Raw genomic sequence first — 25238 nt, 5'->3', positions numbered from 1 at the left:
GCGTATGAGCCCCCGGCATCCGCCGATGGCGATGCCGCACCCCCCTTCGAGATGGGATAGGTCATGCGGACGTCCCCCCTGTTATCCCTCTTACTGATCATCGCCTGCCTGGTCGTCCCGGCCCCGGCGCACGCCGAGGTCCCTCCGCAGGAGCCCGGCGTCACCCTGCGCACGTACGACGTGCAGGTCGAGCTGTCCAGGCTCTGCACGCTCAAGCCGGGCCAGACCCCGAACGTGGACAAGCTGATGCCCACGATCGACTGGACCTCCGACGCGGACTTCGGCCTGACCGACATGTTCGTCACCGAGGCGGTCGGCAACATCTCCATCCCCGCCGCCGGCACCTACGAGTTCCGCCTCACCAGCGACGACGGCTCCCGGCTGCGCATCGACGACACCGTCGTGATCACCAACGACGGGCGGCACGGGCCGATCTCCGTCGACGGCACGATCACGCTGACCGCCGGCTACCACGCGCTGCGCGTCGACCACTTCGAGCACCTGTACGGCCAGCAGCTCAAGCTGGAGTGGAAGCCTCCGGGCGCCTCCGCGTTCGCCGTGGTGCCGTCCTCGGTGCTGAGCACGGACGCGGACGTCGTCAGGGTCACCGCCCCGGGCCGCAAGGAGTGCGAGAGCGGCGCCGACTCCCCCGGCGACGGGCTGCCGCTGACGTCCGTGCACCCGGATCTCACGCTCACCGACCTGCGCCCGGCCGGTTTCGAGCCGCAGGTGAGCGCGATGGACTGGCTGCCCGACGGCCGGCTGGCGATCGCCACGTGGGGCGGCTCGGAGAACAGGCTCGGCGAGGTGTACCTGCTCGGCAACGTCACGGGCGAGACCTCCCCCGAGCGGGTGACCACCAAGAGGATCGCGAGCGGGCTGCAGGAGCCCATGGGCATCAAGTACGTGGACGGCAAGCTCTACGTCTCGGAGAAGTCCCGGCTGGTGGAGCTGAACGACACCGACGGCGACGAGGTCGCCGACGACCTCAGGACCGTGGCGACCTGGCCGTTCGGCGGCAACTTCCACGAGTTCGCGTTCGGCCTGCTCTACCGGGACGGCCACTTCTACCTCAACCTGTCCGTCGCCATCGACTACGGCGGCGCCACCACGAACCCGCAGCCCGCGCGGGACAGGGGCACCACCATCAAGGTCAGCAAGGCCACCGGCAAGGTGGAGTACGTGGCCGGCGGCCTGCGCACGCCCAACGGGCTCGGCTGGGGCCCGCAGGATGAGCTGTTCGTCCTGGACAACCAGGGCGGCTGGCTGCCCGCCTCGAAGCTCGTGCACATCAAGCAGGGCCGGTTCTTCAACCACTACACCAATCCCGGCGGCCCGTTCGACGCCACCCCGGTCAGCCCGCCCGTGTTGTGGCTGCCGCACAACGAGATCGCCAACTCCCCCAGCACCCCGCTGGTCATGAAGCGGGGCAGGTTCGCGGGGCAGCTGCTGTTCGGCGACGTCACGTACGGCGGGATCCAGCGCGCCTACCTGGAGAAGGTCGGCGGCGAGTACCAGGGCGCGGTCTTCCGGTTCACGCAGGGGCTGGAGGCGGGGGTCAACCGCATCAGCCTGGGCCCCGACGGCGCCATCTACGCCGGCGGCCTGGGCGCGGGCGGCAACTGGGGTCAGCCGGGCAAGCTCACCCACGGCCTGCAGAAGCTGACGCCGGGCAAGGGCGAGGCGTTCGACATCCTGCGGATGCGCGCGGTGGAGGGCGGCTTCGAGCTGGAGTACACCGAGCCGGTGTCGGCGGAGACCGCCGCGTCGCTGGCGGCCAGGTACCAGGCCACCCAGTGGCGCTACGTCGCGGCCTCCACCTACGGCGGCCCCAAGGTGGACGAGGAGCCGCTGGCCGTCACCTCCGCGAGGCTGAGCGCCGGCGGCAAGAAGGTGACGCTGAAGCTCGACGGCCTGAAGCCGGGACGGGTGGTGCACCTGAGGTCACCGCGCCCGTTCACCTCGGCCTCCGGGCGGCCGCTGTGGAGCACCGAGGCGTGGTACACGCTCAACTCGCTGCCCGGAGGCCGGCCGGCGGACACCACGTACGAGGCGGAGAGTGCCGCGCCCAGCGGCGGCGCGAAGCTGAACACCGACCACCTGAGCTACTCGGGCAGCGGCTTCGTGGACGGCTACTGGACGGCGGGCGCGTCCACGCGGTTCGCCGTGCGGGTCGCCGAGGCGGGCACCTACCACGTGGGCCTGCGCTACTCCAACGGCCCGCACCCGGCGCCGGGCACCAAGTCGCTGAGCGTGTACGTCAACGGGACCAAGGTCAGGCAGGTGCCGCTGCCCACGACGGAGACGTGGGACCACTGGGCCACCCGGGTCGAGCCGCTGGCGCTGAAGGCGGGCGCCAACACCATCGCCTACACCTACGACACCGGCGACGCGGGCAACGTCAACCTGGACTCCATCACCGTGGCCGCGCGCCCGGTGCTGGAGGCGGAGCGCGCCGAGCTGCGCGGCGGCGCGGCGGTGCGCACGGACCACCAGGGTTACACCGGCGGCGGCTTCGTCGGCGGCTACACGGCGGTGGGCGCGAGCACGTCGTTCTCCGTGCGGGCGGACTCGCCGGGCCGGCACAACGTCGGGCTCCGCTACGCGGCGCCGGCCGGCACGTCGGTGAGCGTGTACGTCAACGGGACCAGGGTCAGGCAGGTCCGGCTGGCCGCCACCGGCGGCTGGGACGACTGGGCCGTCCAGACCGAGGCGCTCGACCTCAGGCGGGGCTCGAACAGGATCGCCTACAGGTACGACTCCGGCGACGCGGGACAGCTCAGCCTCGACCACGTCACGGTGTCGAAGGCGGAGCGGATCACGCTGTTCGACGGGTCGAGCCTGGCGGCGTGGGAAAAGCGGGCGGGCGGGGCGGCGACCTGGCCGGTCGCGGACGGCTCCATGGAGTCGTACGGCGGCGACATCCGCACCCGGCGGACGTTCGGCGACTTCAAGCTGCACGTCGAGTGGTACGAGCCGGACTACCCGCCGGACGTGACCGGCCAGCAGCGCGGCAACAGCGGCGTCTTCCTGCAGGAACGCTACGAGGTGCAGGTCCTGGAGTCGTACGGTGACACCACGCCGGCCGCCAACGAGGCGGGCTCCATCTACTCCAAGCGCGCGCCGGACCGCAACATGGCCACCGCCCCCGGCACGTGGCAGACCTACGACATCACCTTCCGCGCGGCCCGCTACACCAGCGCGGGTGTGAAGGTGGACGACGCGAGGGTGACGGTCGTCTGGAACGGGGCGGTGGTGCACGACGACGTGCCCATCGACGGCGGCACGGGCGACCACATCCCGGAGAGCGCGGCGGCGGGCGGGATCCGCTTGCAGGATCACGGCGACGCCGGCGAGAACCCGCGCTTCCGCAACGTGTGGATCGAACCCGTCTCCTGACCCCCGCGCTGGTCAGGCCGTCCCCTCCCGCGAGGGGGCGGCCTGCCATCTAGCCGAGCTCCGCCCGCAGCTCGGCGCAGGTCTCGTGGAGGTGGTCGAGGACCTCCTCGACGCGGTCCCGGTGGGTGCGGTGGCTGACGACGCACACCCGGATCATGTACCGGCCGCCGATGCGCGTGCTGGACAGCAGGGCGCGGCCGCGGGCCGTCACGCGGCGCAGCAGCTCGGCGTTGAACGCATCGGCGTCGCCGCGCTCCGGCACCCAGCGGAAGGCCACGGCGGTCAGGCCGGGCCGCCACGGCACCTCGAAGCCGTGCTCCCGCAGCCTCTCGTACGCCAGCTCGGCCAGGTCCAGCTTCTCGTCCAGGGCCTGGCGGAAGGCGGCGAGGCCGTGCAGCTTGATCGGCAGCCACAGCCGCAGTCCGCGGAAGTCGCGGGTCAGCTCGGGCGAGTACTCGGTGAAGTTCGGGATGTCCTCCTCCTCGCCCAGGTCCTGGAGGTAGGCGGCGCCCACGTGGTGGGCCTGGCGCAGCCGCGCGCCGTCGCGCACCAGCAGGGCGCCGGTGCCGTACGGCAGGAACATGGCCTTGTGCGGGTCGATGGTGATCGAGTCGGCCAGCTCGATGCCGCGCAGCCGGGCCCGGCCGCGTTCGGTGAGCTGGAACGGGCCGCCGTAGGCGGCGTCGACGTGGAACCACGCCCCCGCGTCGCGGGCGACGGCGGCGAGCTCGGGCAGCGGATCGACGGCGCCGGTGTTCGTCGTCCCCGCGCTGCCGATCACGAGGAAGGGCCGCAGCCCGGCCCGCCGGTCGTCCTCGATCATCGCGGCGAGCGCGTGCGGGTCCATCGCCAGGCTGTCCCGTGCCGGGACGACGCGCACGCGGCCGCGCGGGATGCCGGCCAGCAGGGCGGCCTTGGCGCAGGAGGCGTGGGTCTGGTCGGTGACGTACGCGGTGCCGTCGAGGAAGCTCTCGCCGAGCAGGGTGGTGCGGGCGGTGACGACGGCGGAGAAGTTGGCCATCGAGCCGCCGGAGGTGAGGATGCCGCGTGCCTGCTCCGGGTAGCCGAACAGGTCGCGCAGCCAGCCGATGGCCGTGGCCTCGATCTGGGCGCAGGCGGGGGCGAGCTGCCACACGGTGACGTACTTGTTCAGCGCGGCGGCCAGGAAGTCGGCGAGCGCGGCCGCGTACAGGCCGCCGCCCGGCACGTACGCGAGATAGCCGGGCCCCGCGCTGATGGCGCCGCTGCGGGCGGCGGCGTGCACCGTGGACAGCAGGCCGGGCAGCGGGCTGCCGTGCTCGGGCGCCGGCTCGCGCAGCGCCGCGGCCAGGGAGGCGGCGCCGTCGAGGTCGAAGGCGGGCAGGTCGGGCAACTCGTCCAGGAAACGCTGGACCAGGGCCAGCACGGCCTCCCCCATCTCGCGCGTCTCGGCGGGGCCCGGCTCCAGGGGGTACTGCTCGGCATCGGACATATCCGCATTTTTGCAGTGCGGGGTGGCGGGTCAGGCGCGGGCGCCGCCGTCCACCCTGAGCACGGTGCCGGTCACGTACGAGGCGCGGTCGCTGAGCAGCCACGCGGCGGCCTGCGCGATCTCCTCAGGGTCGGCGGTGCGGCCCAGCGGGATGCGCGGCCTGAGCCGCTCGACGAGGCCGGGCGAGTGCCGCTCCCACGTACGGATCATCTCGGTCATCGTGCCGCCAGGGGCGATCGCGTTGACGCGGATCCCCTCCGGCCCGTACGTGACGGCGGCCGACTCCGTGAGGCTGTTGACGGCCCGCTTCATCGCCCCGTAGGCGGGCAGCTCGGGGTTGCCCATCAGGCTGCCGACGCTGGAGTTGTTGACGATGGCGCCCGTGCCGGCGGTGGCCCGGATGGCGGCGACCTCGGCGGTCATGGCCAGCCACGGGCCCTTCAGGTTGACGGTGTAGAGGTGGTCGAAGTCGGCCTCGGCCACCTCGTCGACCGGGCCGGGCGGCGTGATGGTCGCGCCGTTGTTGAAGGCGACGTCGAGGCGGCCGTACAGGTCCACGACCCGATCGACGGCGGCGCGCACGGACCCGGCGTCGGCCAGGTCGCACACCGTGTAGTCAGCGGTGCCGCCCGCCGCCCGCACCTCCTCGGTCACCGTCTTGAGCTGCTCCTCCGTACGGGCCGCGAGCAGCACCCTGGCGCCTTCCGCGGCGAACAGCCGCGCCGCGGCGGCGCCGATGCCGCGCCCCGCGCCGGTGATGAAGGCGACCTTGCCGGCCAGCAGGCCCGTGGAGATGTCATCGATGGTGTGCATGGATACGAGCCTGCGGCAGCGCCCGCGGCTCATCCAGGTATCAGCAGTACATGCCTGGCATGCCCGGACTCGGGGCAGGCTGGGGGTATGGACAGACGAGAACTGGCGGCCTTCCTGCGCAGCAGGCGCGAGCGGATCACCCCCGCCGACGTGGGGCTGCCTGCCGGGCCGCGCCGCCGTACGCCGGGGTTGCGCCGCGAGGAGGCGGCGCAGCTGGCCTACATCTCGACCGAGTACTACACGCGGCTGGAGCAGGCCCGCGGGCCGCGCCCGTCGCACGAGGTGCTGGCCGGGCTGGCCCGGGCCCTCCGCCTGTCGGACGCCGAGCGCGACCACCTCCACCACCTGGCCGGCGCGCCGCCGGCCCCGGCGCCCGGGCCCTCGCGCGAGGTCCGCCAGAGCATCCTCGACCTGCTGCGGCGGCTGCCGCAGGCCGCCGCGATCGTGACGTCCGCGACGATCGAGGTGATCGCCTGGAACGACCTGGCGGCGGCGCTGATGGAGGACTTCTCCGCCCTGCCGCGGCGCGAGCGGAACCTGGTGCGCCGGGCCTTCCTCGGGCCGCACCCGCAGGGACGGCGGTTGTACGGGGTGTCGGACGTCGAGGAGTTCGCCCGCATGTCGACCGGCCGCCTGCGCGCCACCGCCGCCCGCTACCCCGGCGATCCCGAGGTGGCCGCGCTGGTGCGCGAGCTGCACGAGGGCAGCGCGGAGTTCGCCCGGCTGTGGGACTCGCACGACGTGGCCACGGAGCCCGTCATGACCAAGACCTTCCAGCATCCGCTGGTCGGCCCCGTCACCGTCAACTGCGACGTGCTCGACATCACCGACCGGGACCAGCAGGTCGTCATCTACACCGCCGCACCCGGCTCGCCGTCCGAGCAGGCGCTGCGCCTGCTGTCGGTCGTCGGCACGCAGCGCATGGACGTCCCGACCTGAGCCACCGCCCCGGCACTGACCGGCTCACCGTCAGGCGCGCGGGTCGGAGCCGCGCCCCCGCGCCGGGCCGGCTCTCCGGCAGGCGCCCGATCCGAACCGTGGGCTCGCGCCGGGTCAGCGCTGCGGCAGGAGGGCCACCTCGGACACCGGGCCGAGATGGCGGAGCTTGTCGGGGTTGACCACCGAGTGGATCGCCCTGATGACGCCGCCGTCGAGGTCGAGCCCGACCACACCGGCCACGCGGCCCTCCGCGTCGTACATGACGGCGCCCGGCCGGCCGTTGACCATGGCCGGCCGGTAGGAGACGCCGAGCCGGCCGACGCGGCGGAGCCCGGCGACGAGCAGCTTCGCGACGCGATCCGCGCCGGTCGCCGGCCTCGCGATCGCCTGCGCCTTGCCCCCGCCGTCCCCGTGCAGGACGACGTCGGGCGCGAGCATGCCGAGCAGCGCGTCCAGGTCCCCGCCCGCGGCCGCGTCGAAGAACCTGCGGGCCAGCTCCTCACCGCGGGCCCGCCGCGCCGGGGGCGGCGGGCCGGTGTCCGCCCGCCCGCCGGCGGTGACGCGCTGCCTGGCGCGGGCGAAGATCTGCCGGCAGTTCACCTCCGTCTTGCCGGTGATGCGCGCCACGTCCGGGTAGCCGTACCCGAACACCTCGCGCAGCACGAACACCGCCCGCTCGACCGGCGACAGGGACTCCAGCAGCACGAGGAACGCCATCGACAGCGAGTCGGCCAGCTCGGCGTGCTCGGCCGGCCCAGGCCCGCCCGAGCCGGCCGAGACGACCGGCTCGGGCAGCCAGTCCCCCACGTACGTCTCCCGCCGCACCCGCGCCGACCTCAGGTGGTCGATGCCCAGCCGCGTCACCGCCGTCGTCAGGTACGCCTTCCGGTCGGCGATCACGGTGCCGGCCCGGCGCGCCCTGGCCAGGCCGAGGAACGCGTCCTGCACGAGGTCCTCGGCGTCGCCCACGGAGCCCGTCATGCCGTACGCGATGGAGAACAGCAGCGGCCGGTACGCGTTCGCGCCCGTCTCGTCCGCCGCCCCGGACACCAGTTCCCACTCCTCGGCTCGCCTGCTCATCGGAGGGCGCCAGCGTATCGGAGCCGGCTCGGGCCCTCGCCGGTCACCAGGCGACGGGGCCGAGGCGGTCGACGAAGATCCCGGTCGGCCCGTCGGGGCCGAGGGTCGCGAGCCTGACGATCGAGTCGGTGCCCTCGGTGACCGTCAGCTCGCCGGTGTGGTGGTTCATGTCGGTGGCGGCGAACTTGCGGTTGGCGACCTCGCCGGGGGTGGCGAGGTTGAACTTGATGTCCGGGAGCGCCTGGGCGTACCGGACGGTGATCATGTTCAGCGCCGCCTTCGAGGAGCTGTAGGCGAGTTCGTGCAGCTTCGAGACGGGCTGCCCGGGATCGGTCACGACGGAGAAGGCGCCGCCGGCGCTGGACACCATCACGACCCTCGGATGCTCCGAGGCCCGCAGCAGCGGCAGGAAGGCGTGCGTGACCCTGACCGGCCCGTACACGTTGGTGTCGTAGACCGCGTGGATCTCCGCGGCCGTCGCCTGCGCGGGCGGGATGCCCCTTCCCGGCGCGCCGGCGTTGTTGATCAGCACGTCCAGCCGGTCGGTGTGCTCGCGGACGAGCCGTTCCGCGGCGGCGACCGACTCGTCCGAGGTCACGTCGAGCGGGACCAGGACCACGTTCGCGCCGCCGGCGGCCAGCTTGCCCGCGGCCGCCCGCCCGCGGTCCTCGTCCCGCGAGCCGAGGAAGATCGTCCAGCCCAGCTCGCCGAGCCGCCGGGCCGCTTCGAGGCCGAGGCCCTTGTTGCCGCCGGTGATCAGCACCGAGGTGCGTTCCGTGTTCGTCATGCCCTCTGAAGACGGAACACTCCCCCGGGCTGTGACACGGTGTGAGCGACGCCACAGCCATCGACGCTGTTCACCGGTATGAATGGATCATGACCACCGCACGCTATGACGGGCAGGCCGAGTGGTACGACGACATGAACGCGGACGGCGCCGCCGCCAACCTCGCCCGCGTCGTCGAACTGCTCGGCCCCGGCGCGGGCCGCTGCCTGGACCTCGGCTGCGGCACCGGCCAGTATCTTGACGCGATCCGGTCCACCGGCCGCACCGTCATCGGCCTCGACCGCTCGGCCGACCAGCTGCGGCTCGCCCGGCGCCGGGATCGCGCGCCGCTGCTGCAGGGCGACGCGACGGCGCTGCCGTTCGCCGCGGGCACCTTCGGCACCGTCACCGCGCTGTGGATCTCGACCGACGTCGACGACTTCGCCGGGGCGCTGAGGGAGGCGGCCCGGGTCCTGGTCCCAGGCGGCCTGCTGCTGTTCTACGGCGTGCACCCGTGCTTCAACGGCCCGCACGTGGAGAACCGGCAGGACGGCGCGCTGATCGTCCATCCTTCGTACCGGACGGCGGGCAGGCACGAGCACGCGCCGTGGTGGCGCGTGGGCGGGATCCGGGAGCGGCTCGGCATGAGCCACGTGCCGCTGCCCGGCCTGATCAACGCGTTCGTCGGCGCCGGGCTGAGCATCGATCACGTGTCCGAGCCGCGCGAGCAGCCCATCCCGTCCGTGCTGGCGATCAGGGCGTTCCGCCGGTAACGGAGTCATCCGCCCGCTTGGGCCGGCCCTCACGGCGGGCAGGGATGGAAACGCTTCCCACATGGACGCAACTTAAGGGCCTGATCGACCCTGCCCAGGAGCATCCCCAACCCGGGCAACGGCCTGCGCTCGGCCACCTCGGTGAGCAAGGGCGCGCAGCTCAACCCGATCATGGGGGACGGCAGTGCCGCCGTCGTCTTCGGCCGCAAGCCGCTGTCGGCGTGGAAGGACATCGTCGCCCAGTGGCGGAACGCGGGCGGCGACCAGGTGGCGGAGGAACTGGCCAACGAGCACGCGGCCCGCGCAATGAGACCGCTGTTGTGACCGGTTTGACACCGTCATGCTCGCGTATGATCGTCCGTGATGACGACGAGCCGGAGGCCCTCGATGGCGATCAGCGGTACCGGTGCGAGAGTGACGGCGTTCCTCGGCGTGCTCGCCCTCGCGGCCGGCGTGGTCGTGGCGATCGTGGCCTTCCGCGACACCGGCGACCAGCGGCTCATCCGCTCGGCCGCGGAGCTGGAGACGTACGCCCGCACGGTGCAGGAGGGCGAGCGGCTCGGTCCCCGGACCATCGGCGGGTTGGAGTTCGAGCAGGTTCGCCGCGAGCACGGGGTGGTCGTCTTCCAGCAGGGCGAGTCCCTGCACAGCCCGTACGGCTACGCCTGGAGCCCGCAGGGCGATCCGGGCCGGATCCTGGAGGGCGCGGAGTGGTCGGCGGACCCCGTCGACCACCGGTTCGAGCACCTGCACGGCTCCTTCTACTCCTGGCAGGGCAGGCGCTGAGTCAGGCGGCACCTCCGGTGTCCCCGGCCAGCGGCAGGTGGCTCGGAGGCGGGTGCGGGAGTGCCCGGCCCGTGTCGGTGGTGATGCCGTCGATGGCCAGCTCCAGGTAGCGCCGCCACGCCTCGGGCTCGGCGGCGAGCAGCGGCTCGGCCGTGTGCTGGATGCCGCTCACCAGCAGGACGACGTCGATGCCGGTGATGCCGGGACGGACGGCGCCCTCCCGGCGGGCGCGGTCGGTGAGCGCTTCGGCGACCTCGCAGAGGCGCCGGATGGCCTCCCGCACCCCCGCGTGCTGCAGGGACGGGCGCCCGACGGTCTCGCAGAACGCCCGGTCCCTGACGAAGGTCTCCACGCAGGCGGTCATGAACCGGCGCAGCGCCGATCCGGCGTCGTCGGCCGTGAGCAGTTCGCCGCCGGTGTCGGTGAGCTCGCCGAGCAGGCCGAGCATGATCGCCGCCAGCAGCTCGTCCTTGGAGGAGAAGTGCCGGAAGACCGTGCCCTTCCCCACCCCGGCCCGCTGCGCGATCTCACCGATGGACACCTCGACGCCGCGCTCGGCGAACATCTGCGCCGCGGCGTCCAGCAGCAGCCGGCGGTTGCGCACCGCGTCGCTGCGTGACGAGGCGGCGGGCGTGGTCCCAGCCATGAGCCTCCCTTCCGCTACCAGCTTACCCCAAGGTGACCGACCGGTCCGTTTCATGCGTTACCGTGAAAAGGTGACCAACCGGTCCGCTTACCAGATGGGAAGAAGCACCCTCATGAACACCACGTTGAACGGCAAGGTCGCCCTCGTCACCGGAGCGTCCTCGGGCATCGGCGAGGCCACCGCGCTGGCGCTGTCGGCGGCCGGAGCCCGCGTCGCGGCCGGCGGCCGGCGCGCCGACCGGCTGAAGCTCCTGGCGGACCAGGCGCCCGGCGAGCTGCTCCCCCTGGAGCTGGACGTGACCGACCAGGAGTCGGTACGGGCCGCCGTCGCGCAGACCGTCGAGCGCTTCGGCGCCCTGGACATCCTGGTGAACAACGCCGGGGTGATGCTCAACGGCCCGATCGCGGGCGCGGACACCACGCAGTGGACGCGCATGGTGGAGACCAACCTGCTCGGCTCGATGTACGCGGTCCACGCGGCCCTGCCGCACCTGCTGGAGCGCAGGGGCATCGTCGTGCAGGTCTCCTCGACCTCGGGCCGGACCGCCTCCGCCTACAGCGGCGTCTACGCCGCGACGAAGTTCGGCATCAACGCCTTCTCCGAGTCCCTGCGGCAGGAGGTGACCGCGCAGGGCGTGCGCGTCGTGGTCGTCGAGCCCGGCTTCGTCGCCACCGAATTGACGACTCACATCACCGATCCCACGATGCGGGCCGCCGCACGGGAGCTGGCCGAGTCCATGCGCACCCTGCGGCCCGAGGACATCGCCGCCGCCGTCCTGTACGCGGCCACCCAGCCGGAGCACGTCGCGGTCAACGAGCTCCTCATCCGCCCCACGGACCAGACCCGCGCCTGAACGGGACGGCCGGCTCGCCACCCGTGACCTTCCTGCTGCCCGGCCGTCCTGACTATTGTTGATCTCCACCTAGCGGAGGGGGATCATCACTGATGGCTCAGGGCGAGTCCGAGGCGGCTCTGGGCAGCCGGTACGTGCTGCTGGAGGAGATCGGCGGCGGCGCGATGGGGACGGTCTGGCGGGCGCGGCAACGCGACACCGGGGAGATCGTGGCGGTCAAGCTGCTGCGCGACGGCCTGGCCGGGGATCCCGACCTGGTCCTGCGGTTCGTGCAGGAGCGCAACGTGATGCGCAGCCTGCGCCACCCCCACATCGTCACGGTCCGCGACTTCGTCATCGAGGGAGATCGCCTCGCCCTCGTCATGGACCTCGTCGAGGGCGGGGACCTGCGCGGCCTGCTCCGGCAGCGCGGCACGCTGCCTCCCGGGGAAGCGGCCCGGCTGGCGGCCCAGGTCGCCGAGGCGCTGGCGGTCGCCCACGCGGTCGGCGTCGTGCACCGGGACGTCAAGCCGGGCAACGTCCTGCTCGACGGGGTCACGGGCCAGGCACGGCTGACGGACTTCGGGGTGGCGCGCATCGTCCACGGCCCGGGCCTCACCCAGACCAGCGCTGTCATCGGCACCCCCGCCTACCTGGCCCCCGAGGTGGCCGACGGCGCCGCCGCGGGCGCGCCCGTGGACGTGTACGCCCTCGGCCTGATCATCTACGAGCTGCTCGCCGGGCGGCCCCCGTTCGTCGGCGACCACCCGATGGCGCTGCTCCGCCAGCACGCCACCGCCTCGCCCCGCCGGCTCCCCGGCATGCCGGACTCCTTGTGGGCGCTCCTCGCGGCCTGCGCCGCCAAGGACCCGGCCGTACGTCCCGGCGCCCACGCGGTGGCGGCGGCGCTGAAGGAGGCGGCGCCGTCGCTGGCCGGCCTGCCGGCCCTGCCGCCGGTCCCCCGGGCCGAAGCCGTCTCCGCCACCTCTGAGCCCCTACCCGCCGTAAGCCACCCGGCCCCGGCCCCGCCGCCGCCCGCCTCACCCTCACCCACCCCGCCCTCGCCCGCCCCGCCGTCACACCCCGCCCAGTTGTCGCACCCCGCCCCGCTGTCGCACCCCACCCCGCTGTCGCACCCCACCCCGCCGCACCCCGCCGCGCCGCCGCCCGGCCGGGCGCAGGGGGCGGGCGCGGTTCCGTCCGATGGCGACGACACGCAGACCTCGGCCAGGCGCGGCCGGTCGCGGCAGCGCCTGGTCATCGCCGCGGCCGTCACCGCGGCGCTGGCCCTGTCCGGCGCCGCGGTGGCGGTCATCGCCCCGTGGCGGGCACCGGACGCGGACCCGGCACCCGTTGCCGCCGCCTCGACGCCACCTGCCGGTCAGGCGGCGGACCCGCCGGTCGTGACCCCCACCCCGCCCATCGACACCCCGTCGCCGAAGGACCTCGAGCTGCTCGACAAGCCGCAGGACAAGCCGAAGACCGTCGTCCCGGCCCCGTCCACCCCTCCGGCCTCGACCGCCCCGCCCACGCGCCGGGTCCGCACGCCCAAGCCGGCGAAGTCGTCCCCCACGGTGGAAGTGCCGGACGACGGCGGGGAGCCGCCCTCCGAGGAGCCGGCGGCGCCGGTGTGGCGCTGCCGCAGCTGGCTCGCCACGGGCAGCGGCGTCGAGATGTCGCCCTGCATGGCCGTGGTCGGCGACACCATCCACCTCAAGGGCCAGATCAGAGGATCCGCCTCCGTACGGTCCGACGTCCACGTGCAGCTCTACGACACCGACGCCGACACGAACCGCTCCCAGCCGTTCATCTGCACCGGCGTCGCCCCGCCGGGCGCGGGCGGCGTCGCGGTGTGCGGGCCGTTCACGATGACGGCCCCGCGGACCGGCGCCAAGACGGACGTCCGCCAGCGGTGGCGGGTGACGGGCGGTTCGACCTGGGGCGGCGGCGCCGAGAGCCCCTGGGTCCTGTGGTGACCTCCGCGCTCAGGCGGGAGGCAGGATGCGGCACAGGGCGTCGAGCGCGGGCCCGTACCCGTGGTCGGGCGGGGTGGCGTAGCCGACGACCAGCCCGTCGTGGGCGGGCATGACGGCGGCCGGGTGGCGGTAGCCGGCGAGGCCGTCCAGGGCGATCGACTGCCGGGCCGCGGCCTCGACGGCCGGCCGCTCGGTCCCCGGCGGCAGGTGCAGCACGGCGTGCAGCCCGGCGGCGATGCCGGTCGTCTCGATGTGCGGCGCCCGGGCGGCCAGGGTGGCGACCAGGCGGTCGCGGCGGGCGCGGTAGCGCTGGCGCATGCGGCGGACATGCCTGTCGTAGTGGCCCGAGCCGATGAACTCGGCGAGCGTGAGCTGATCCGTCACGCTCGCCCAGGCCTCCCGCTCCCCCTTGGCCGCCAGCACGGGCCCCAGCAGGCCCTCGGGCAGCACCATCCAGCCGAGCCGCAGCCCCGGTGAGATGCTCTTGCTGGTCGAGCCGAGGTAGACGACCCGCTCGGGATCGAGGCCCTGGACCGCGCCGACCGGCTCGCGGTCGTAGCGGAACTCGCCGTCGTAGTCGTCCTCCAGGATCAGGCCGCCGCGGGAGCGTGCCCAGTCCACCGCGGCGACGCGCCGCTCCGGGTGCAGGGGCCCGCCGGTCGGAAACTGGTGTGCCGGGGTGAGCAGCGCCGCCCGGACCCCGTGGAGGCCGGTCAGCTCGCTCGTGCGGGCGCCGTGCTCGTCCAGCGTGAGGGGGACCGTGCGGACGGAGGCCGCCGCCAGGACGGAGCGGTGGAAGGCGAGCCCGTACGACTCCACGGCCAGGGGGCCGCGCAGCACCCGCCCGCCGAAGAGCAGCCGCAGCGCGTGCGCGAAGCCGGAGCAGATCACGATCCGGTCCGGCGTGGTGCGCACGCCGCGGGCCCGCGAAAGGTACTCGGCCAGCGCCCGGCGCAGCTCGGGGCGGCCCTGCGGGTCGCCGGGGCCGAAGGCCTCGCCGGGCGCGGCGTTCAGCGCGCGGCGGGCGGCGGCCAGCCAGGCCGCGCGGGGGAAGGAGGAGGCGTCGGGCTGCCCCTGCCTGAGGTCGTGGGCCGGCGGGGCCGGGCGCGCAGGGTTCCTCCTGGGTACGCGCGGCTGCCGGACCGGCTCGGCCCGGGACGCCACCCGGGTGCCGGAGCCCTGCCTGGCGACCAGCCAGCCCTCGGCGACCAGGTCCGCGTAGGCGTCGGCGACGGTGTTGCGGGCCAGGCCGAGGTCCGCGGCGAGGGAGCGGTAGGGCGGCAGCCGGGTGCCGGGGGCCAGCCGCCCCTCCCGTACGGCCTCGCGCAGCGCGCGGGTGAGCACGGCGCGCCTGCCGCCGGGACCCGCCAGCTCCAGGTGCAGGTCGCTGCCGAGCCGCTCCGCCAGATTGACCCACGAATCCGCCACGGAAATGCACCCTATATCCGGCTTTTTCCAGCCATAGCGTTGGGTCCATGAACGTGATGAACACCTTGCGCTCCGCCGTTCGCGGCCAGGTCCTGCTGCCGGGCGACGCCGGCTTCGACACCGCCCGCCGCCCCTGGAACCTGGCCGTCGAGCAGCCCGTCGCGGCCGTGGTCGAGGCCGCCGACGCCGGCGACGTGGCCGCGCTCGTCCGCCACGCCCGCTCGGCCGGCCTGGGCGTCGCCGTCCAGCCGAACGGGCACGGCGCCTCCGGCCGCGCCGCAGGCACGATCCTGCTGCGTACCGGCCGGTTGGACACCGTGGAGATCGATGCGGCGGCCCGCCGGGCCAGGGTCGGCGCGGGCGTGCCGTCCGGGCGCCTGCAGGCGGCCGCCGCCGCGTACGGATTGACCGGGCTGCCCGGCAGCTCGCCGGTGGTCAGCGTGGCGGGGGTGGCGCTCGGTGGCGGGCTGAGCTGGTTCGGCCGCGCCCACGGCTGGGTGGCGGACGCGGTCACCGCGTTCGACGTGGTGGACGCGGAAGGGCGGGAGCGGCACGTCACCGCGGGCTCCGACCCCGACCTGTTCTGGGCGCTGCGCGGCGGAAGCGGCGACTTCGCCGTGGTCACCGCGCTGGAGCTGGCCCTGCATCCCGCGCCGCGCCTGTTCGGCGGCCGGGTCCTGTGGCAGGCGGAGCACGCGCCCGCGGTCATGGACGCCTTCCGGCAGATCACCGCCGCCGCGCCGGAGGAGCTGACGGTCTGGCTGGACCTGCTGCACTTCCCCGGCGCGGACCCCATGGTCGCCGTGGACGCCACGTACCTCGGCGGCGAGGACGCGGCCCAGGATTTGCTGGCCCCGCTGGACCGCCTGGCCCGGCCGATCTCCGACAGCAGGCGGGTCATGGCGGTCTCCGAGCTGGGCGGCATCACCGCCGAGCCCACCGGCCCCTCCCCCGGCCTCTCGCGTGCCGAGCTGCTGACCGGGCTGGACGACGCGGCGGCCAAGACCCTGCTCGCCGATCCGATCGCGCCGCTGCTCAGCGTCCAGGTCCGGCACCTGGGCGGCGCGTTCGCCCGGCCGTCCGACACCCCGCACGGGCCGCTGACCGAGCCGTACGCGCTCTACCTGTTCGGTATCCCCGCCGACCCGCGCACCGCCGAGGCCGTCGCCGCCAGGCAGCGCGGGCTCGCCGAGTCCCTTCCGGTCAGCGGGCGCAAGCCGTTCACCTTCCTCAACCCCGCCGAGACGGCGGCCGACGCGTTCGGCCCCGCCGCCCTGGCCCGGCTGCGCGCCGTCAAGCAGCGCCATGACCCGCACAACGTCTTCCGCTCGAACTTCCCCGTGGGCGGCTGAGGGCCCGGCGAGCCGGGGGATAATCACCGGCATGCGGTTCGGGATCCTCGGTGAGACCAGGGCGTGGCGGGACGACGGGGCCGAGGTGCCGCTGGGCGGGCCGGCCCGCCGCGCGCTGCTCGCGCTGCTGCTGCTCCGGCCCGGCGAGGTCGTGCCCGCCGACCGGCTGGCCGGGGGGATCGGGCCGGACGGGGTACCGTCGGCGCACGCGCTGCAGTCGCAGGTGTCCCGGCTGCGCGCGGCCCTGGGGCCGGCGGTGGTGATCGAGCGGGCCGGCAGCGGGTACCGGCTCATGGCCGATGACGACGACGTGGACGCCTTCCGGTTCTCACGCCTCGCCGCCGAGGGGCGGGCCGCGCTGGGCGAGGGCGATGCCCGGCGGGCGGTGGCGCTGCTGCGGGCGGCGCTCGGGCTGTGGCGCGGACCGGCGCTGGGCGAGCTGCCCGAGAGCGAGACGGCCCGGGCCGCCGCCATACGGCTGGACGAGCTGCGGCTCGCCGCACTGGAAGATCGCATCGAGGCGGAACTACGCCTCCCCGACCACCACCCGCCCCCACCCGAGCCGGCGCCCTCTACAGCGCCCACGGCAATACCGAGGCCAGGGCCACCTTCTACTTCGCCTCACCGCTGCTGGACCTCGACCGCCGCGACGCGGCCCGGCAGCAGGCCATCCTCACCGAGCAGTTCACGGGCAACGGCTGGGAGAGCGACCGCCTGCTGCGCGAGATGCGGCACGCGTCCGACTTCTACTTCGACTCGGTCGGCCAGGTGCGCATGGATTCCTGGACCCGCGGGCGCGTCGCCCTGGTGGGTGACGCCGCGTACAGCCCCTCGTCCCTGTCGGGCATGGGGACCGGGCTCGCCCTGGTGGGGGCGTACGTGCTGGCGGGCGAGCTGGCCGCCGCCCGCGGCGGCCACCGTGTCGCCTTCGCCCGGTACGAGGAGGAGATGCGGGAGTACGCGGCGGGCTGCGTGAAGATGGGCGACGGTGTCGCCGGGTTCATGGTGCCCGGCAGCCGGTTCATGGCCGGGTTCCTCAACCGCTACTACAAGATCATGCCGTACCTGCCGGGCAAGAACCTGATGACGAGCCTGGCCCGCAAGACCGCCGAGAACATCTCTCTGCGCGATTACGGGAGCCTGGTCAAGAGGTGAGGCGGGCGAAGAGGATCGCCCCCGGCGCGCGGTCGTCGAGGCCGAGCAGCAGCTGGGCCTCGACGGTGAACCCGGCCTCGCGCAGCCAGGCCGCCATCGTCTCCGGCCGGCGGCGGTGGACGTGCACCCGCATGGGATGGCCGCCGTACCCCTGGGTCTTCAGGACCGACTCGTCGCCGGTGTGGAAGCCGGCCAGCAGCGTCCCGCCCGGTCGCAGGACCCTGCGGAAGTGGCCGAGCACGGCCGGGATGGCGTCGTCGGGGACGTGGATCAGCGACCAGAAGGCGAGCACGCCGGCGACCGAGTCGTCGGGGAGGTCGAGCTCGGTCATCGAGCCCACCTCGAACCGCAGCCCCGGGTGGTCGCGCCGGGCCACGCCGATCATCGCGGGCGACAGGTCGAGGCCGAAGGCGTCGAGGCCCAGCTCGTGCAGGTGGGCGGTGACGTGCCCGGGCCCGCAGCCCACGTCGGCCACCTGCCCGCCACCGGCGGCGCGGACCAGGTCCGCGAACAGGGCCAGGGCCGCCCGCAGGTACGGGCGCTCGCCCAGCGCCCCGCGCAGCTGGTCGGCGTAGCTGACGGCGACCGTGTCGTAGGAGGTCCGGGTGTCCTCCAGCCAGTTGTCCGCGTCCATGCGCCGACACCCTAGTCCCCTTCGCGGCGGGGAATGTCGGTGGGCGCTGCCATACTGCGGCGCATGACGATGGAGACGGTCGTACTCACGGGCGCGGCGGGGAGTGTCGGCTCCGTGCTGCGGGAGCCGCTGCGGCGCCGGCTGCGCCGGTTGATCTCGGTCGACCGGGCGCCGCTGACCGCGGCGGGGCCGGGCGAGGAGGTGCGCCAGGCCGAGCTGGGCGGCGCCGGCGACGTGCGAGCGATCGTCGAGGGCGCCGACGCGGTCGTGCACCTGGCCGGGGTGCCCGACGAGGCGCCGCTGCCCGGCCTCCTGGAGGCCAACGTGCTGGGCACGCACCACGTGCTGGAGGCGGCGCGGCTCGCGGGAGTCAGCCGCGTGGTGCTGGCCAGCAGCAACCGGCTGACCGGCTGTTACCCGGCCGCGCGGACGGTCTCGGCGGACCTGCCGCCCAGGCCCGACGGCGTCTACGGCGTCAGCAAGGTCGCCATGGAGGCACTCGGGCGGCTGTACGCCGACAAGTTCGGCCTCCAGGTGGTGTGCCTGCGCATCGGGAGCCTGGAGCCGGAGCCGAGCGAGCCGCGACACCTGGCCACCTGGCTGAGCCCGCGCGACTGCGCCGGGTTCGTCTGGGCCGCGCTGACCCGGCCGGATGTCACCTTCACGGCCGCGTACGCGGTGTCGGCCAACACCCGCCGCTTCTGGGAGCTCGACGGCGGGCTCGGCTACCAGCCCCTCGACGACGCGGAGGCCTACGCCGGCCGCATCCCCGGCGCGGCCGAGTTCTTCACCGCCGACCGGCTCCAGGGCGGCGACTACGCCACCGCCTACTACACCGTGCGGCACGCCCTGGGCGGGAGCTCGTCCTGATCTTTCGGTGACGGCACACCCCCGCACGAGCACGGGCCGGCGGCGGCGTAACCTGTCGTCGTCCTGTTGATCGTGGGCCCCGAGGAGGCCGTTGTGGAGGACGTCACGAGCCGTCATCGCATGCTGGCGGTGCTCGCGCGCCGCGCCGCCGAGGCGAGCCGGCCGGGCGAGCGGACCGACGGCCACCGGGTGGCGCTGGCCATCGAGGGCGGCGGGATGCGCGGCACGGTGTCGGCGGGCATGGCGCTGGCGATCCAGCAGCTCGGCCTGCTGCCGCTGTTCGACGCCGTCTACGGCGCCTCCGCGGGGGCGATCTCGGGGGCGTGGCTGCTGAGCACGCGCCCTGAGGGGCTGCGCGGCTGGACCGACCCGGTGTTCGCCAAGGCGCTGATCCGCCGCGGCAACGTGCTGCGCGCCCGGCCCGTCGTGGACGTGCGGGGCCTGATCGAGACCGTCTACGTCCGCGACTTCCCGCTCGACTTCGCCTCCGTGCTGGCCGCCCCGATCGAGTTCCACCCCCTGGCCACCGACGTGCTGACGGGCGAGGCGGTGGACCTGTACCCGACGCTGACCTGCGAGCGCGACCTGCAGCTCGCCCTGCGGGCGAGCGCCGCCCTGCCGATGCTGGCCGGCCCGCCCGTGGCCATCGGCGACCGGCTCCTGTACGACGCGGGCGTGGCCGAGTCGATCCCGTTCCGCCAGGCGCTGCGCGACGGCGCCACCCACGTGCTCGTCCTGCGTTCCCGCCGCCTGGTCGACCGGGCCTCCGCGCGTACGGCGCCGTCGTGGGGGGCGCGGCTCGTCACCGGTGTCGGCCTGCGCCGCCACCCTCCGGCGCTGCGGACGGCGTTCCTGACGCGGGACGCCCGGCTGGCCGCCGACGACCGTCTCCTGGCCGAGCACGACCTCGACGGCCCCGCCCTGAGCGGCGGCCCCGCGGTGCTGTCCATCCGGCCGCCGGACACCTCGCCGGGCATCGGCCGCCTGGAGAGCGACGCGGCGCTGCTGCACGCCGCCTTCGAGGTGGGTCACGCCGCCGCGACCGCGGTGCTCGCATTTATCGATCAGCGAGATAATTCGTCCGGGGAATCGGCGTCGAGCGCGTATTAGTGCATAGAGCGAATTGAAGGACCTTCTTATCGTGAGAATCAATCTCACGGAAAGGAAGGGATCATGCGTAAGCTCCTCGCGAGCGGCGTACTCGCCGCCTCGATGGCCCTTACCGGACTCGCCGCCACGGCTCCCGCCCAGGCGAGCGTCACCACCGACGTGACCGTGGCCAGCGCGACCGCCAAGTGCCCGCACGGGTACTACTGGCACAAGCACTGGTACAAGAAGTGGTACAAGGGCGGCCACTGGTGGAAGGGCCACTACCACAAGAAGGGCCACTACCACTACTTCTACAAGTGGCACTGTCACAAGAAGGGCTGATCTGATAAAGGGGCCCGCCGACTTTCCGGTCGGCGGGCCCTTTTTATTGGGAATGGCGTTGCAGGATGGTCAGCCTGTCTTTTGGGTCAGGTTGTGGACCCAGGCCGACAGGCCCTGCATGAGCACGTCGAGGTCCTTGCGCAGCTCGTCGTTCTCGGCGCGCAGCTCGGTGTTGGCGGCGCGCAGCTCGGCGTTCTCCGTCCGCAGCGTGGCGTTCTCGGCGCGCAGCCCGGCGTCATCCGGGTGCGGCGCGGCGGTCTGCGCGGGCGGGCGGAACGCGTCCCGCCACGGGCCCAGCTCCTCGTGCCCGATCCGCACCGGCACCGGCGGCCAGACCTGTGTGACAGGCGGCTCGGCGGGCGCCGCAGGCACGGGCGACACAGGCGCGGGCACTGCGGAAGGGGACGCTGCGGGAGAGGGCACTGCGGCCGGTGGCCGGATCGGGGAGGGTGCGGACTCGGCCGGGGGCCGGGGCTTGGGCAGGGCGAGCGTGACCAGCGCGGCCGCCAGGGCGACGCCGCAGCCGACCAGCAACGCCGTACGGAACCCCGACTCGGACGGCAGCACGTGCCCGCCCATCGACACCGTCAGCTGCGACAGGATCACCCCGACCACCGCCGCCGACACCGACGTGCCGATGGAGCGCATCAGCGTGTTGAAGCTGTTGGCGGAGGCGGTCTCGCTCTGCGGCACGGCGCTCATGATCAGCGCGGGCATCGCACCGTAGGCCAGCCCGACGCCGATGTTGCCGACGCTGCTGGCGATCATCAGCCCCCACGCCGACCCCATCAGCCCGAACGCGGCCCCGTACCCGAGCGCGATGATCAGCGCGCCGGCGAACAGGCTGGTCTTGGGCCCCCGGGCGGCCGAGAGCCGCGCGCCCGGCGCCGAGACGGCCATCATCATCAGCCCGGACGGCGCCAGCCACAGCCCCGCCGCGAGCATGGACTGGCCAAGGCCGTATCCGGTCGCCTCGGGCAGCTGGAGGATCTGTATGACGACCAGCGACTGGGCGTACATGGCGAAGCCGACCAGGATGGAGGCGAGGTTGGTGAGCAGGACCTGAGGCCGGGCGGTGGTGCGCAGGTCCACCAGCGGGTCACGGGCGCGCAGCTCCCACAGGCCCCACAGCAGCAGCACCACGACGGCCGTGCCGAGCAGCCCGAGCGTGGTGCCGCTCCCCCAGCCCCAGTCGGCGCCCTTGGACACGCCGAGCAGCAGGCAGACCAGCGCGATCCCGAGGCCGAGTGCGCCGGTGACATCCAGGCGGCCACGGCCGTGGGCGGGCGTGGCCGGGACGAGCAGCCAGATCAGCACGGCGACCAGCACGCTCAGCGCGGCCGAGCCCCAGAACAGCATGCGCCAGTCGGCGTACTCGGCGACGGCCGCGGAGATCGGCAGGCCGAGCGCGCCGCCGATGCCCATGGACGAGCTCATCAGCGCGATCGCCGGGCCGACCCGCTGCGGCGGCAGCAGGTCGCGCAGCGCGCTGACGCCCAGCGGGATCATGCCGACGCCCAGCCCCTGCAGGCCGCGTCCGACGATCATCGGGATCAGGGAACCGGCGAGGGCGCACACCACCGATCCGGCGATGAGCGGTACGGAGCAGGCGAGCATCATGCGGCGCTTGCCGTACAGGTCGCCGAGCTTGCCGACGACCGGGGTGGCGACCGCGCCGACCAGCAGGGTCGCGGTGATCACCCAGGAGGTGTCGGCCGCGCCCGCGCCGAGCAGCCTGGGCAGCTCGCCGATCAGCGGCACCACCAGGGTCTGCATGAGGGAGCCGACGATGCCGGCCACGGCGAGCACGCTGACGATCCCGCCGCCGGAGCGCGAGGTGGGCGCGGAATGCACGTTATGTCCCCTTATTTCCCGTTAAGTCCGTTTGGACTATACACAGGATGTGTAGAGTGCACATCCACGGCCCCTCCTCCGGACGTGCTAGGCTGCCCGTCGTTCGGTGTTGGACTTCGGATGAGAGGGAGGTGAGGTTGAATGACCGCGGTGAAGACCGCTGCCGTGCGCAGCGCCCGGACATTCCTCACGTCCCGGGCCCCGGTCTGACCCCAAAATCCCCCTCGCCGTAGCCGTCCGGCTCACGGAGCGAGGCTGGTGACCGCGCGTCTCGTCGGGGCCCCTTCCCGCAAGGTGTCTCACGTTGTCCAACCACTTCACGGATCCCTCCGGCGGCCTGTCCCCGTACGGATGGACGGAATCACTCGACCAAGCCTTCGCCGAACACCGCGAGGCCGGGCTCGAACCGGCCCGGATCGCCCGGGTCGATCGCGGCCTGTGCGACGCGATCACCGGGTCGGGCCCGGTGCGGGCCGCCCTGGCGCTGCCGCACGCGTCCGACCCGCTCCTGACGCCCTGCACCGGCGACTGGGCCGCGCTGCGCCCCGGCCGCGAGCCTCGGCTGGTGGCCCTGCTGCCACGCCGCAGCACGATCGTGCGCTCGTCGGCGTCGCGCACCTCCCACGGGCAGGTGCTCGCCGCCAACGTCGACACCGTCGTCATAGCCGTCCCGCTGTCCGCTCCCCTGGACGCGGCCAAGCTGGAGCGGCTGCTGGCCATCGCGTGGGACAGCGCCGCCCGGCCGCTGATCGTCCTGACCAAGGCGGACCTGGCCACCGACGCCGCCGCCGCGCACGCCGAGGCGAGCGCGCTGGCTCCCGGCGTGGACGTCCTGGTCACCAGCGCGGCCACCGGTGAGAACCTCGACGTGCTGACCGCCCTGCTGAGCGGCGGCACCACGGTCCTGCTCGGGTCCTCGGGCGCGGGCAAGTCCAGCCTCGCCAACGCGCTGCTCGGCGACGAGCGGCTGGCCGTCGGCGAGGTACGGGCACAGGACGGCAAGGGCCGCCACACCACCGTCCGCCGCGAGCTGGTGCCCCTGCCCGGCGGGGGCGTGCTCATCGACACGCCCGGCCTGCGCGCGATCAGCCTGTACGACGCCGCCGACGGCCTGGAACAGGTCTTCGCCGAGATCGAGGACCTGGCCAGGCACTGCCGGTTCGGCGACTGCGCGCACGACGCCGAGCCCGGCTGCGCCGTCCAGGCCGCCATCCGGGCGGGCGAGCTGCCCGAGCGCCGCCTGGCCAGCTACCGCAAGCTGCAACGGGAGAACGCGTGGGCGGCCGCGCGCACGGACGCCCGGCTGCGCGGCGAGCGTACCGAGCAGCAGAAGGCCATCACCCGGCACCTGCGCGCGACCTACAGGTTCAGGGACCGGCAATCGTGACCGGAGAATCCCGCCCCCAGATCACCACCCCCGCCGCGCGCCACGAGCGCGGCGGCGACCTCCACAGCATTCCCGCACCCGCCTCTGCCCTGCCCACCGCAGACGAGCACAGAAACGGACCCCGACCGATGACCGATTCCTGGATCACCCGCCCCGAGACCGCCGCCGACCTCGGCCCGATCCGCGAGGTCAACCTCGCGGCCTTCCCCACCCCGCACGAGGCCGACCTGGTCGAGGCGCTGCGGGCCGACCCGGCGGCGTGGCTGCCCGGCCTGTCGTGGGTGGCGCAGCAGCCCGGCGGCCCCGTCACCGGGTTCTCGCTGCTCACCCGCTGCCACGTCGACGGCGCTCCGGCTCTCGCGCTGGGGCCGTGCGCCGTGCGGCCCGAGGCGCAGGGGCGCGGCGCCGGCTCCGCGGCCATCCGCGCCGGGCTGGACGCCGCCCGAGAGCAGGGCGAGAACCTCGTCCTGGTCCTCGGCCACGCCACGTACTACCCGCGCTTCGGCTTCGTCCCCGCCTCGCGCTACGGCATCAAGGCGCCGTTCGACGTCGAGGACCAGTACATGATGGCGCTCGTCTTCGACGCCGCGAGGCCGGTGCCGTCCGGCACCATCCGCTACCCGGCCGCGTTCGGCGTCTGACCGGGGCTTGAGGTGATCGTCCGGGCCGCCGGAGGAGCGCGGCCGGACGGTCACCGGCTCACCCCGCGGGCGAGGGGAGCGGCCGGACGGTCACCGGCGGCTCATCCGGCGGGCGAGTCGCTCAGGACCTTCGCCTCTTCGGCCTCGATCTGCTGGTTCCACTCCCGCTTGGAGGACTGCCAGCCGTCCTCGTCCCGCCCCAGCCGCCAGTAGCCGGAGATCGAGAGCTGCTCCAGCGGCACGCCCCGCTCCACCCGCAGGTACCGCCGCAGCTCCTTGACGAACGTCGCCTCGCCGTGCACGAAGGCGTGCAGGGTGCCGTCCGGGAACCTGGCGTCGCGCACCGCGCGTACCAGAGCCTCGCCGACCTGGCCGCCCGCGCGGTGCAGCCACACGACCTCGGCGTCACAGGCGGTCGGCAGGTGCTGCTCCTCGGTGGGGTCCTCCACCTCGACGAAGACCTTGGCGGGCGCTCCGGCGGGCACCCGCTCCAGCGCCGCGCCGATGGCCGGCAGGGCGCTCTCGTCGCCGGCGAGCAGGTGCCAGTCGGCCTCGGCGCTGGGCGCGTAGGCCCCGCCGGGCCCCATGAACCGCATCACGTCACCCGGCTTCGCCTGCATCGCCCACGGCCCAGCGAGGCCCTGAGCGCCGTGGCAGACGAAGTCGATGGCCAGCTCCCGCGCCCGCGGGTCCCACGAGCGCACGGTGTAGGTGCGCATGACGGGCCACTGCTCGCGGGGCAGCTCGGCGCGGATCACCCCCATGTCGAACGGCTCCGGATACGTCACCCCCGGCACCGGGAACAGCAGCTTCACATAATGGTCGGTGAACTCTCCCGCGCTGAACCCGGCCAGCCCCTCGCCGCCGAGCACCACGCGGATCATGTGCGGGGTCAACTGCTCGGTACGCAAAACCACACCGGTGGTGCACCGAGGCGCACGCCGTGCCGATTCCGTCGCCATCGGACTCCTCCTCGCTAGATTAGGCAAGCCTAACTTAACGGGA

Annotated in this window: 23 protein-coding genes and 1 pseudogene; 15 read left to right on the top strand and 9 right to left on the bottom strand. The window is 73.8% G+C overall.

Annotation, left to right across the window (positions count from 1 at the left end):
- Nucleotides 1-63: 63 nt before the first annotated feature.
- A complete protein-coding gene (locus HD593_RS21640) occupies nucleotides 64-3399 on the top strand; it encodes a 3-keto-alpha-glucoside-1,2-lyase-like domain-containing protein (RefSeq protein ID WP_185103949.1) in 3336 nt (1111 codons plus the stop codon).
- Between the two features lie 49 nt (nucleotides 3400-3448).
- Here HD593_RS21640 and HD593_RS21635 read toward each other — a convergent pair whose 3' ends face one another.
- Nucleotides 3449-4870 carry a pyridoxal phosphate-dependent decarboxylase family protein gene (locus HD593_RS21635; RefSeq protein WP_185103948.1) on the bottom strand — a complete coding sequence of 474 codons (1422 nt, stop codon included), beginning with the start codon at nucleotides 4868-4870 and terminating at the stop codon, nucleotides 3449-3451.
- 30 nt (nucleotides 4871-4900) lie between these two features.
- Nucleotides 4901-5683: an SDR family NAD(P)-dependent oxidoreductase gene (locus HD593_RS21630; protein WP_221524873.1), complete on the bottom strand. Its 783-nt coding sequence runs from the start codon at nucleotides 5681-5683 to the stop codon at nucleotides 4901-4903.
- Nucleotides 5684-5770: 87 nt separating this feature from the next.
- Here HD593_RS21630 and HD593_RS21625 point away from each other — a divergent pair, with 87 nt between their 5' ends.
- Nucleotides 5771-6622: a helix-turn-helix transcriptional regulator gene (locus HD593_RS21625; protein WP_185103946.1), complete on the top strand. Its 852-nt coding sequence runs from the start codon at nucleotides 5771-5773 to the stop codon at nucleotides 6620-6622.
- Between the two features lie 114 nt (nucleotides 6623-6736).
- On the opposite strand, the gene HD593_RS21620 is transcribed toward HD593_RS21625, so the two are convergent.
- A complete protein-coding gene (locus HD593_RS21620; protein ID WP_185103945.1) occupies nucleotides 6737-7702 on the bottom strand; it encodes an RNA polymerase sigma-70 factor in 966 nt (321 codons plus the stop codon).
- A gap of 43 nt (nucleotides 7703-7745) precedes the next feature.
- The gene (locus HD593_RS21615) at nucleotides 7746-8489 is read right to left on the bottom strand and encodes an SDR family NAD(P)-dependent oxidoreductase (protein WP_185103944.1); all 744 of its coding nucleotides are present in this window, start codon (nucleotides 8487-8489) and stop codon (nucleotides 7746-7748) included.
- A gap of 89 nt (nucleotides 8490-8578) precedes the next feature.
- Here HD593_RS21615 and HD593_RS21610 point away from each other — a divergent pair, with 89 nt between their 5' ends.
- The 3 genes from HD593_RS21610 (at nucleotide 8579) to HD593_RS21600 (ending at nucleotide 10027) form a co-directional block, all read left to right on the top strand.
- Nucleotides 8579-9241 carry a class I SAM-dependent methyltransferase gene (locus HD593_RS21610; protein ID WP_185103943.1) on the top strand — a complete coding sequence of 221 codons (663 nt, stop codon included), beginning with the start codon at nucleotides 8579-8581 and terminating at the stop codon, nucleotides 9239-9241.
- Between the two features lie 141 nt (nucleotides 9242-9382).
- Nucleotides 9383-9565 (top strand): hypothetical protein, encoded by a 183-nt coding sequence (locus HD593_RS21605; RefSeq protein ID WP_185103942.1) that lies wholly within the window; start codon nucleotides 9383-9385, stop codon nucleotides 9563-9565.
- Between the two features lie 39 nt (nucleotides 9566-9604).
- Nucleotides 9605-10027, top strand: coding sequence for a hypothetical protein (locus HD593_RS21600; RefSeq protein WP_185103941.1), 423 nt, complete (start codon nucleotides 9605-9607; stop codon nucleotides 10025-10027).
- 1 nt (nucleotide 10028) lies between these two features.
- On the opposite strand, the gene HD593_RS21595 is transcribed toward HD593_RS21600, so the two are convergent.
- Nucleotides 10029-10673 (bottom strand): TetR/AcrR family transcriptional regulator, encoded by a 645-nt coding sequence (locus HD593_RS21595; RefSeq protein ID WP_185103940.1) that lies wholly within the window; start codon nucleotides 10671-10673, stop codon nucleotides 10029-10031.
- A 112-nt stretch (nucleotides 10674-10785) separates the two neighbouring features.
- Between HD593_RS21595 and HD593_RS21590 the strand changes: the two genes are divergently transcribed.
- Together HD593_RS21590 and HD593_RS63510 are read left to right on the top strand one after the other, a co-directional pair.
- Nucleotides 10786-11526 (top strand): SDR family NAD(P)-dependent oxidoreductase, encoded by a 741-nt coding sequence (locus HD593_RS21590; protein WP_185103939.1) that lies wholly within the window; start codon nucleotides 10786-10788, stop codon nucleotides 11524-11526.
- Between the two features lie 92 nt (nucleotides 11527-11618).
- On the top strand, nucleotides 11619-13481 hold the full coding sequence (locus HD593_RS63510) for a protein kinase domain-containing protein (RefSeq protein WP_185103938.1): 1863 nt from the start codon (nucleotides 11619-11621) through the stop codon (nucleotides 13479-13481).
- Between the two features lie 9 nt (nucleotides 13482-13490).
- Here the strand turns inward: HD593_RS63510 and pdxR are convergent, their stop codons facing one another.
- Nucleotides 13491-14909: a MocR-like pyridoxine biosynthesis transcription factor PdxR gene (gene pdxR / locus HD593_RS21580; RefSeq protein WP_185103937.1), complete on the bottom strand. Its 1419-nt coding sequence runs from the start codon at nucleotides 14907-14909 to the stop codon at nucleotides 13491-13493.
- Between the two features lie 47 nt (nucleotides 14910-14956).
- Between pdxR and HD593_RS21575 the strand changes: the two genes are divergently transcribed.
- From HD593_RS21575 to HD593_RS21565, 3 genes and pseudogenes are all read left to right on the top strand, one after another.
- On the top strand, nucleotides 14957-16261 hold the full coding sequence (locus tag HD593_RS21575; protein ID WP_185103936.1) for an FAD-binding oxidoreductase: 1305 nt from the start codon (nucleotides 14957-14959) through the stop codon (nucleotides 16259-16261).
- Nucleotides 16215-16745: pseudogene (locus tag HD593_RS21570) on the top strand (AfsR/SARP family transcriptional regulator); the annotation flags it as partial. The gene HD593_RS21575 and the pseudogene HD593_RS21570, both read left to right, overlap by 47 nt.
- A gap of 242 nt (nucleotides 16746-16987) precedes the next feature.
- Nucleotides 16988-17416: an FAD-dependent monooxygenase gene (locus HD593_RS21565; protein WP_185103935.1), complete on the top strand. Its 429-nt coding sequence runs from the start codon at nucleotides 16988-16990 to the stop codon at nucleotides 17414-17416.
- On the opposite strand, the gene HD593_RS21560 is transcribed toward HD593_RS21565, so the two are convergent.
- Entirely contained in the window at nucleotides 17406-18050 is a 645-nt protein-coding gene (locus tag HD593_RS21560; RefSeq protein ID WP_185103934.1) for a class I SAM-dependent methyltransferase, read from the bottom strand. The genes HD593_RS21565 and HD593_RS21560 overlap by 11 nt on opposite strands.
- Before the next feature lie 63 nt (nucleotides 18051-18113).
- On the opposite strand from HD593_RS21560, the gene HD593_RS21555 reads away from it, so the two are divergent.
- The 3 genes from HD593_RS21555 to HD593_RS21545 all read left to right on the top strand — a co-directional run bounded on the left by HD593_RS21555 (nucleotide 18114) and on the right by HD593_RS21545 (nucleotide 20351).
- On the top strand, nucleotides 18114-18920 hold the full coding sequence (locus tag HD593_RS21555) for an NAD-dependent epimerase/dehydratase family protein (RefSeq protein ID WP_185103933.1): 807 nt from the start codon (nucleotides 18114-18116) through the stop codon (nucleotides 18918-18920).
- A gap of 93 nt (nucleotides 18921-19013) precedes the next feature.
- Entirely contained in the window at nucleotides 19014-20030 is a 1017-nt protein-coding gene (locus HD593_RS21550; RefSeq protein ID WP_221524871.1) for a patatin-like phospholipase family protein, read from the top strand.
- Between the two features lie 63 nt (nucleotides 20031-20093).
- On the top strand, nucleotides 20094-20351 hold the full coding sequence (locus HD593_RS21545; RefSeq protein WP_185103932.1) for a hypothetical protein: 258 nt from the start codon (nucleotides 20094-20096) through the stop codon (nucleotides 20349-20351).
- A gap of 69 nt (nucleotides 20352-20420) precedes the next feature.
- Here the strand turns inward: HD593_RS21545 and HD593_RS21540 are convergent, their stop codons facing one another.
- Complete coding sequence (locus HD593_RS21540; protein WP_312903603.1) at nucleotides 20421-22205, bottom strand: MFS transporter; 1785 nt, start codon at nucleotides 22203-22205, stop codon at nucleotides 20421-20423.
- A 304-nt stretch (nucleotides 22206-22509) separates the two neighbouring features.
- Between HD593_RS21540 and rsgA the strand changes: the two genes are divergently transcribed.
- A complete protein-coding gene (gene rsgA / locus HD593_RS21535; RefSeq protein ID WP_185103931.1) occupies nucleotides 22510-23592 on the top strand; it encodes a ribosome small subunit-dependent GTPase A in 1083 nt (360 codons plus the stop codon).
- A gap of 128 nt (nucleotides 23593-23720) precedes the next feature.
- The gene (locus tag HD593_RS21530; RefSeq protein WP_185103930.1) at nucleotides 23721-24233 is read left to right on the top strand and encodes a GNAT family N-acetyltransferase; all 513 of its coding nucleotides are present in this window, start codon (nucleotides 23721-23723) and stop codon (nucleotides 24231-24233) included.
- A 101-nt stretch (nucleotides 24234-24334) separates the two neighbouring features.
- Here HD593_RS21530 and HD593_RS21525 read toward each other — a convergent pair whose 3' ends face one another.
- The gene (locus tag HD593_RS21525) at nucleotides 24335-25195 is read right to left on the bottom strand and encodes a siderophore-interacting protein (RefSeq protein ID WP_185103929.1); all 861 of its coding nucleotides are present in this window, start codon (nucleotides 25193-25195) and stop codon (nucleotides 24335-24337) included.
- Nucleotides 25196-25238 lie beyond the last annotated feature (43 nt).

The organism is Nonomuraea rubra (genome assembly GCF_014207985.1).
Lineage (GTDB): Bacteria > Actinomycetota > Actinomycetes > Streptosporangiales > Streptosporangiaceae > Nonomuraea > Nonomuraea rubra.
Note: the sequence above shows the minus strand (reverse complement) of the source record. Positions and strands in the feature narration are given on the sequence as shown.

Excerpts from the sequence above, each read along its gene's own strand:
- HD593_RS21600 (WP_185103941.1), top strand. The coding sequence starts at position 9,605 with ATGACGACGAGCCGGAGGCCCTCGATGGCGATCAGCGGTACCGGTGCG.
- HD593_RS21560 (WP_185103934.1), bottom strand. The coding sequence starts at position 18,050 with ATGGACGCGGACAACTGGCTGGAGGACACCCGGACCTCCTACGACACG.
- HD593_RS21620 (WP_185103945.1), bottom strand. The coding sequence starts at position 7,702 with ATGAGCAGGCGAGCCGAGGAGTGGGAACTGGTGTCCGGGGCGGCGGAC.
- HD593_RS21565 (WP_185103935.1), top strand. The coding sequence starts at position 16,988 with ATGCGGCACGCGTCCGACTTCTACTTCGACTCGGTCGGCCAGGTGCGC.
- HD593_RS63510 (WP_185103938.1), top strand. The coding sequence starts at position 11,619 with ATGGCTCAGGGCGAGTCCGAGGCGGCTCTGGGCAGCCGGTACGTGCTG.
- HD593_RS21625 (WP_185103946.1), top strand. The coding sequence starts at position 5,771 with ATGGACAGACGAGAACTGGCGGCCTTCCTGCGCAGCAGGCGCGAGCGG.
- HD593_RS21525 (WP_185103929.1), bottom strand. The coding sequence starts at position 25,195 with ATGGCGACGGAATCGGCACGGCGTGCGCCTCGGTGCACCACCGGTGTG.
- HD593_RS21545 (WP_185103932.1), top strand. The coding sequence starts at position 20,094 with ATGCGTAAGCTCCTCGCGAGCGGCGTACTCGCCGCCTCGATGGCCCTT.
- HD593_RS21630 (WP_221524873.1), bottom strand. The coding sequence starts at position 5,683 with ATGCACACCATCGATGACATCTCCACGGGCCTGCTGGCCGGCAAGGTC.
- HD593_RS21590 (WP_185103939.1), top strand. The coding sequence starts at position 10,786 with ATGAACACCACGTTGAACGGCAAGGTCGCCCTCGTCACCGGAGCGTCC.
- HD593_RS21610 (WP_185103943.1), top strand. The coding sequence starts at position 8,579 with ATGACCACCGCACGCTATGACGGGCAGGCCGAGTGGTACGACGACATG.
- HD593_RS21530 (WP_185103930.1), top strand. The coding sequence starts at position 23,721 with ATGACCGATTCCTGGATCACCCGCCCCGAGACCGCCGCCGACCTCGGC.
- HD593_RS21555 (WP_185103933.1), top strand. The coding sequence starts at position 18,114 with ATGACGATGGAGACGGTCGTACTCACGGGCGCGGCGGGGAGTGTCGGC.
- HD593_RS21635 (WP_185103948.1), bottom strand. The coding sequence starts at position 4,870 with ATGTCCGATGCCGAGCAGTACCCCCTGGAGCCGGGCCCCGCCGAGACG.
- HD593_RS21615 (WP_185103944.1), bottom strand. The coding sequence starts at position 8,489 with ATGACGAACACGGAACGCACCTCGGTGCTGATCACCGGCGGCAACAAG.
- HD593_RS21595 (WP_185103940.1), bottom strand. The coding sequence starts at position 10,673 with ATGGCTGGGACCACGCCCGCCGCCTCGTCACGCAGCGACGCGGTGCGC.
- HD593_RS21640 (WP_185103949.1), top strand. The coding sequence starts at position 64 with ATGCGGACGTCCCCCCTGTTATCCCTCTTACTGATCATCGCCTGCCTG.
- HD593_RS21575 (WP_185103936.1), top strand. The coding sequence starts at position 14,957 with ATGAACGTGATGAACACCTTGCGCTCCGCCGTTCGCGGCCAGGTCCTG.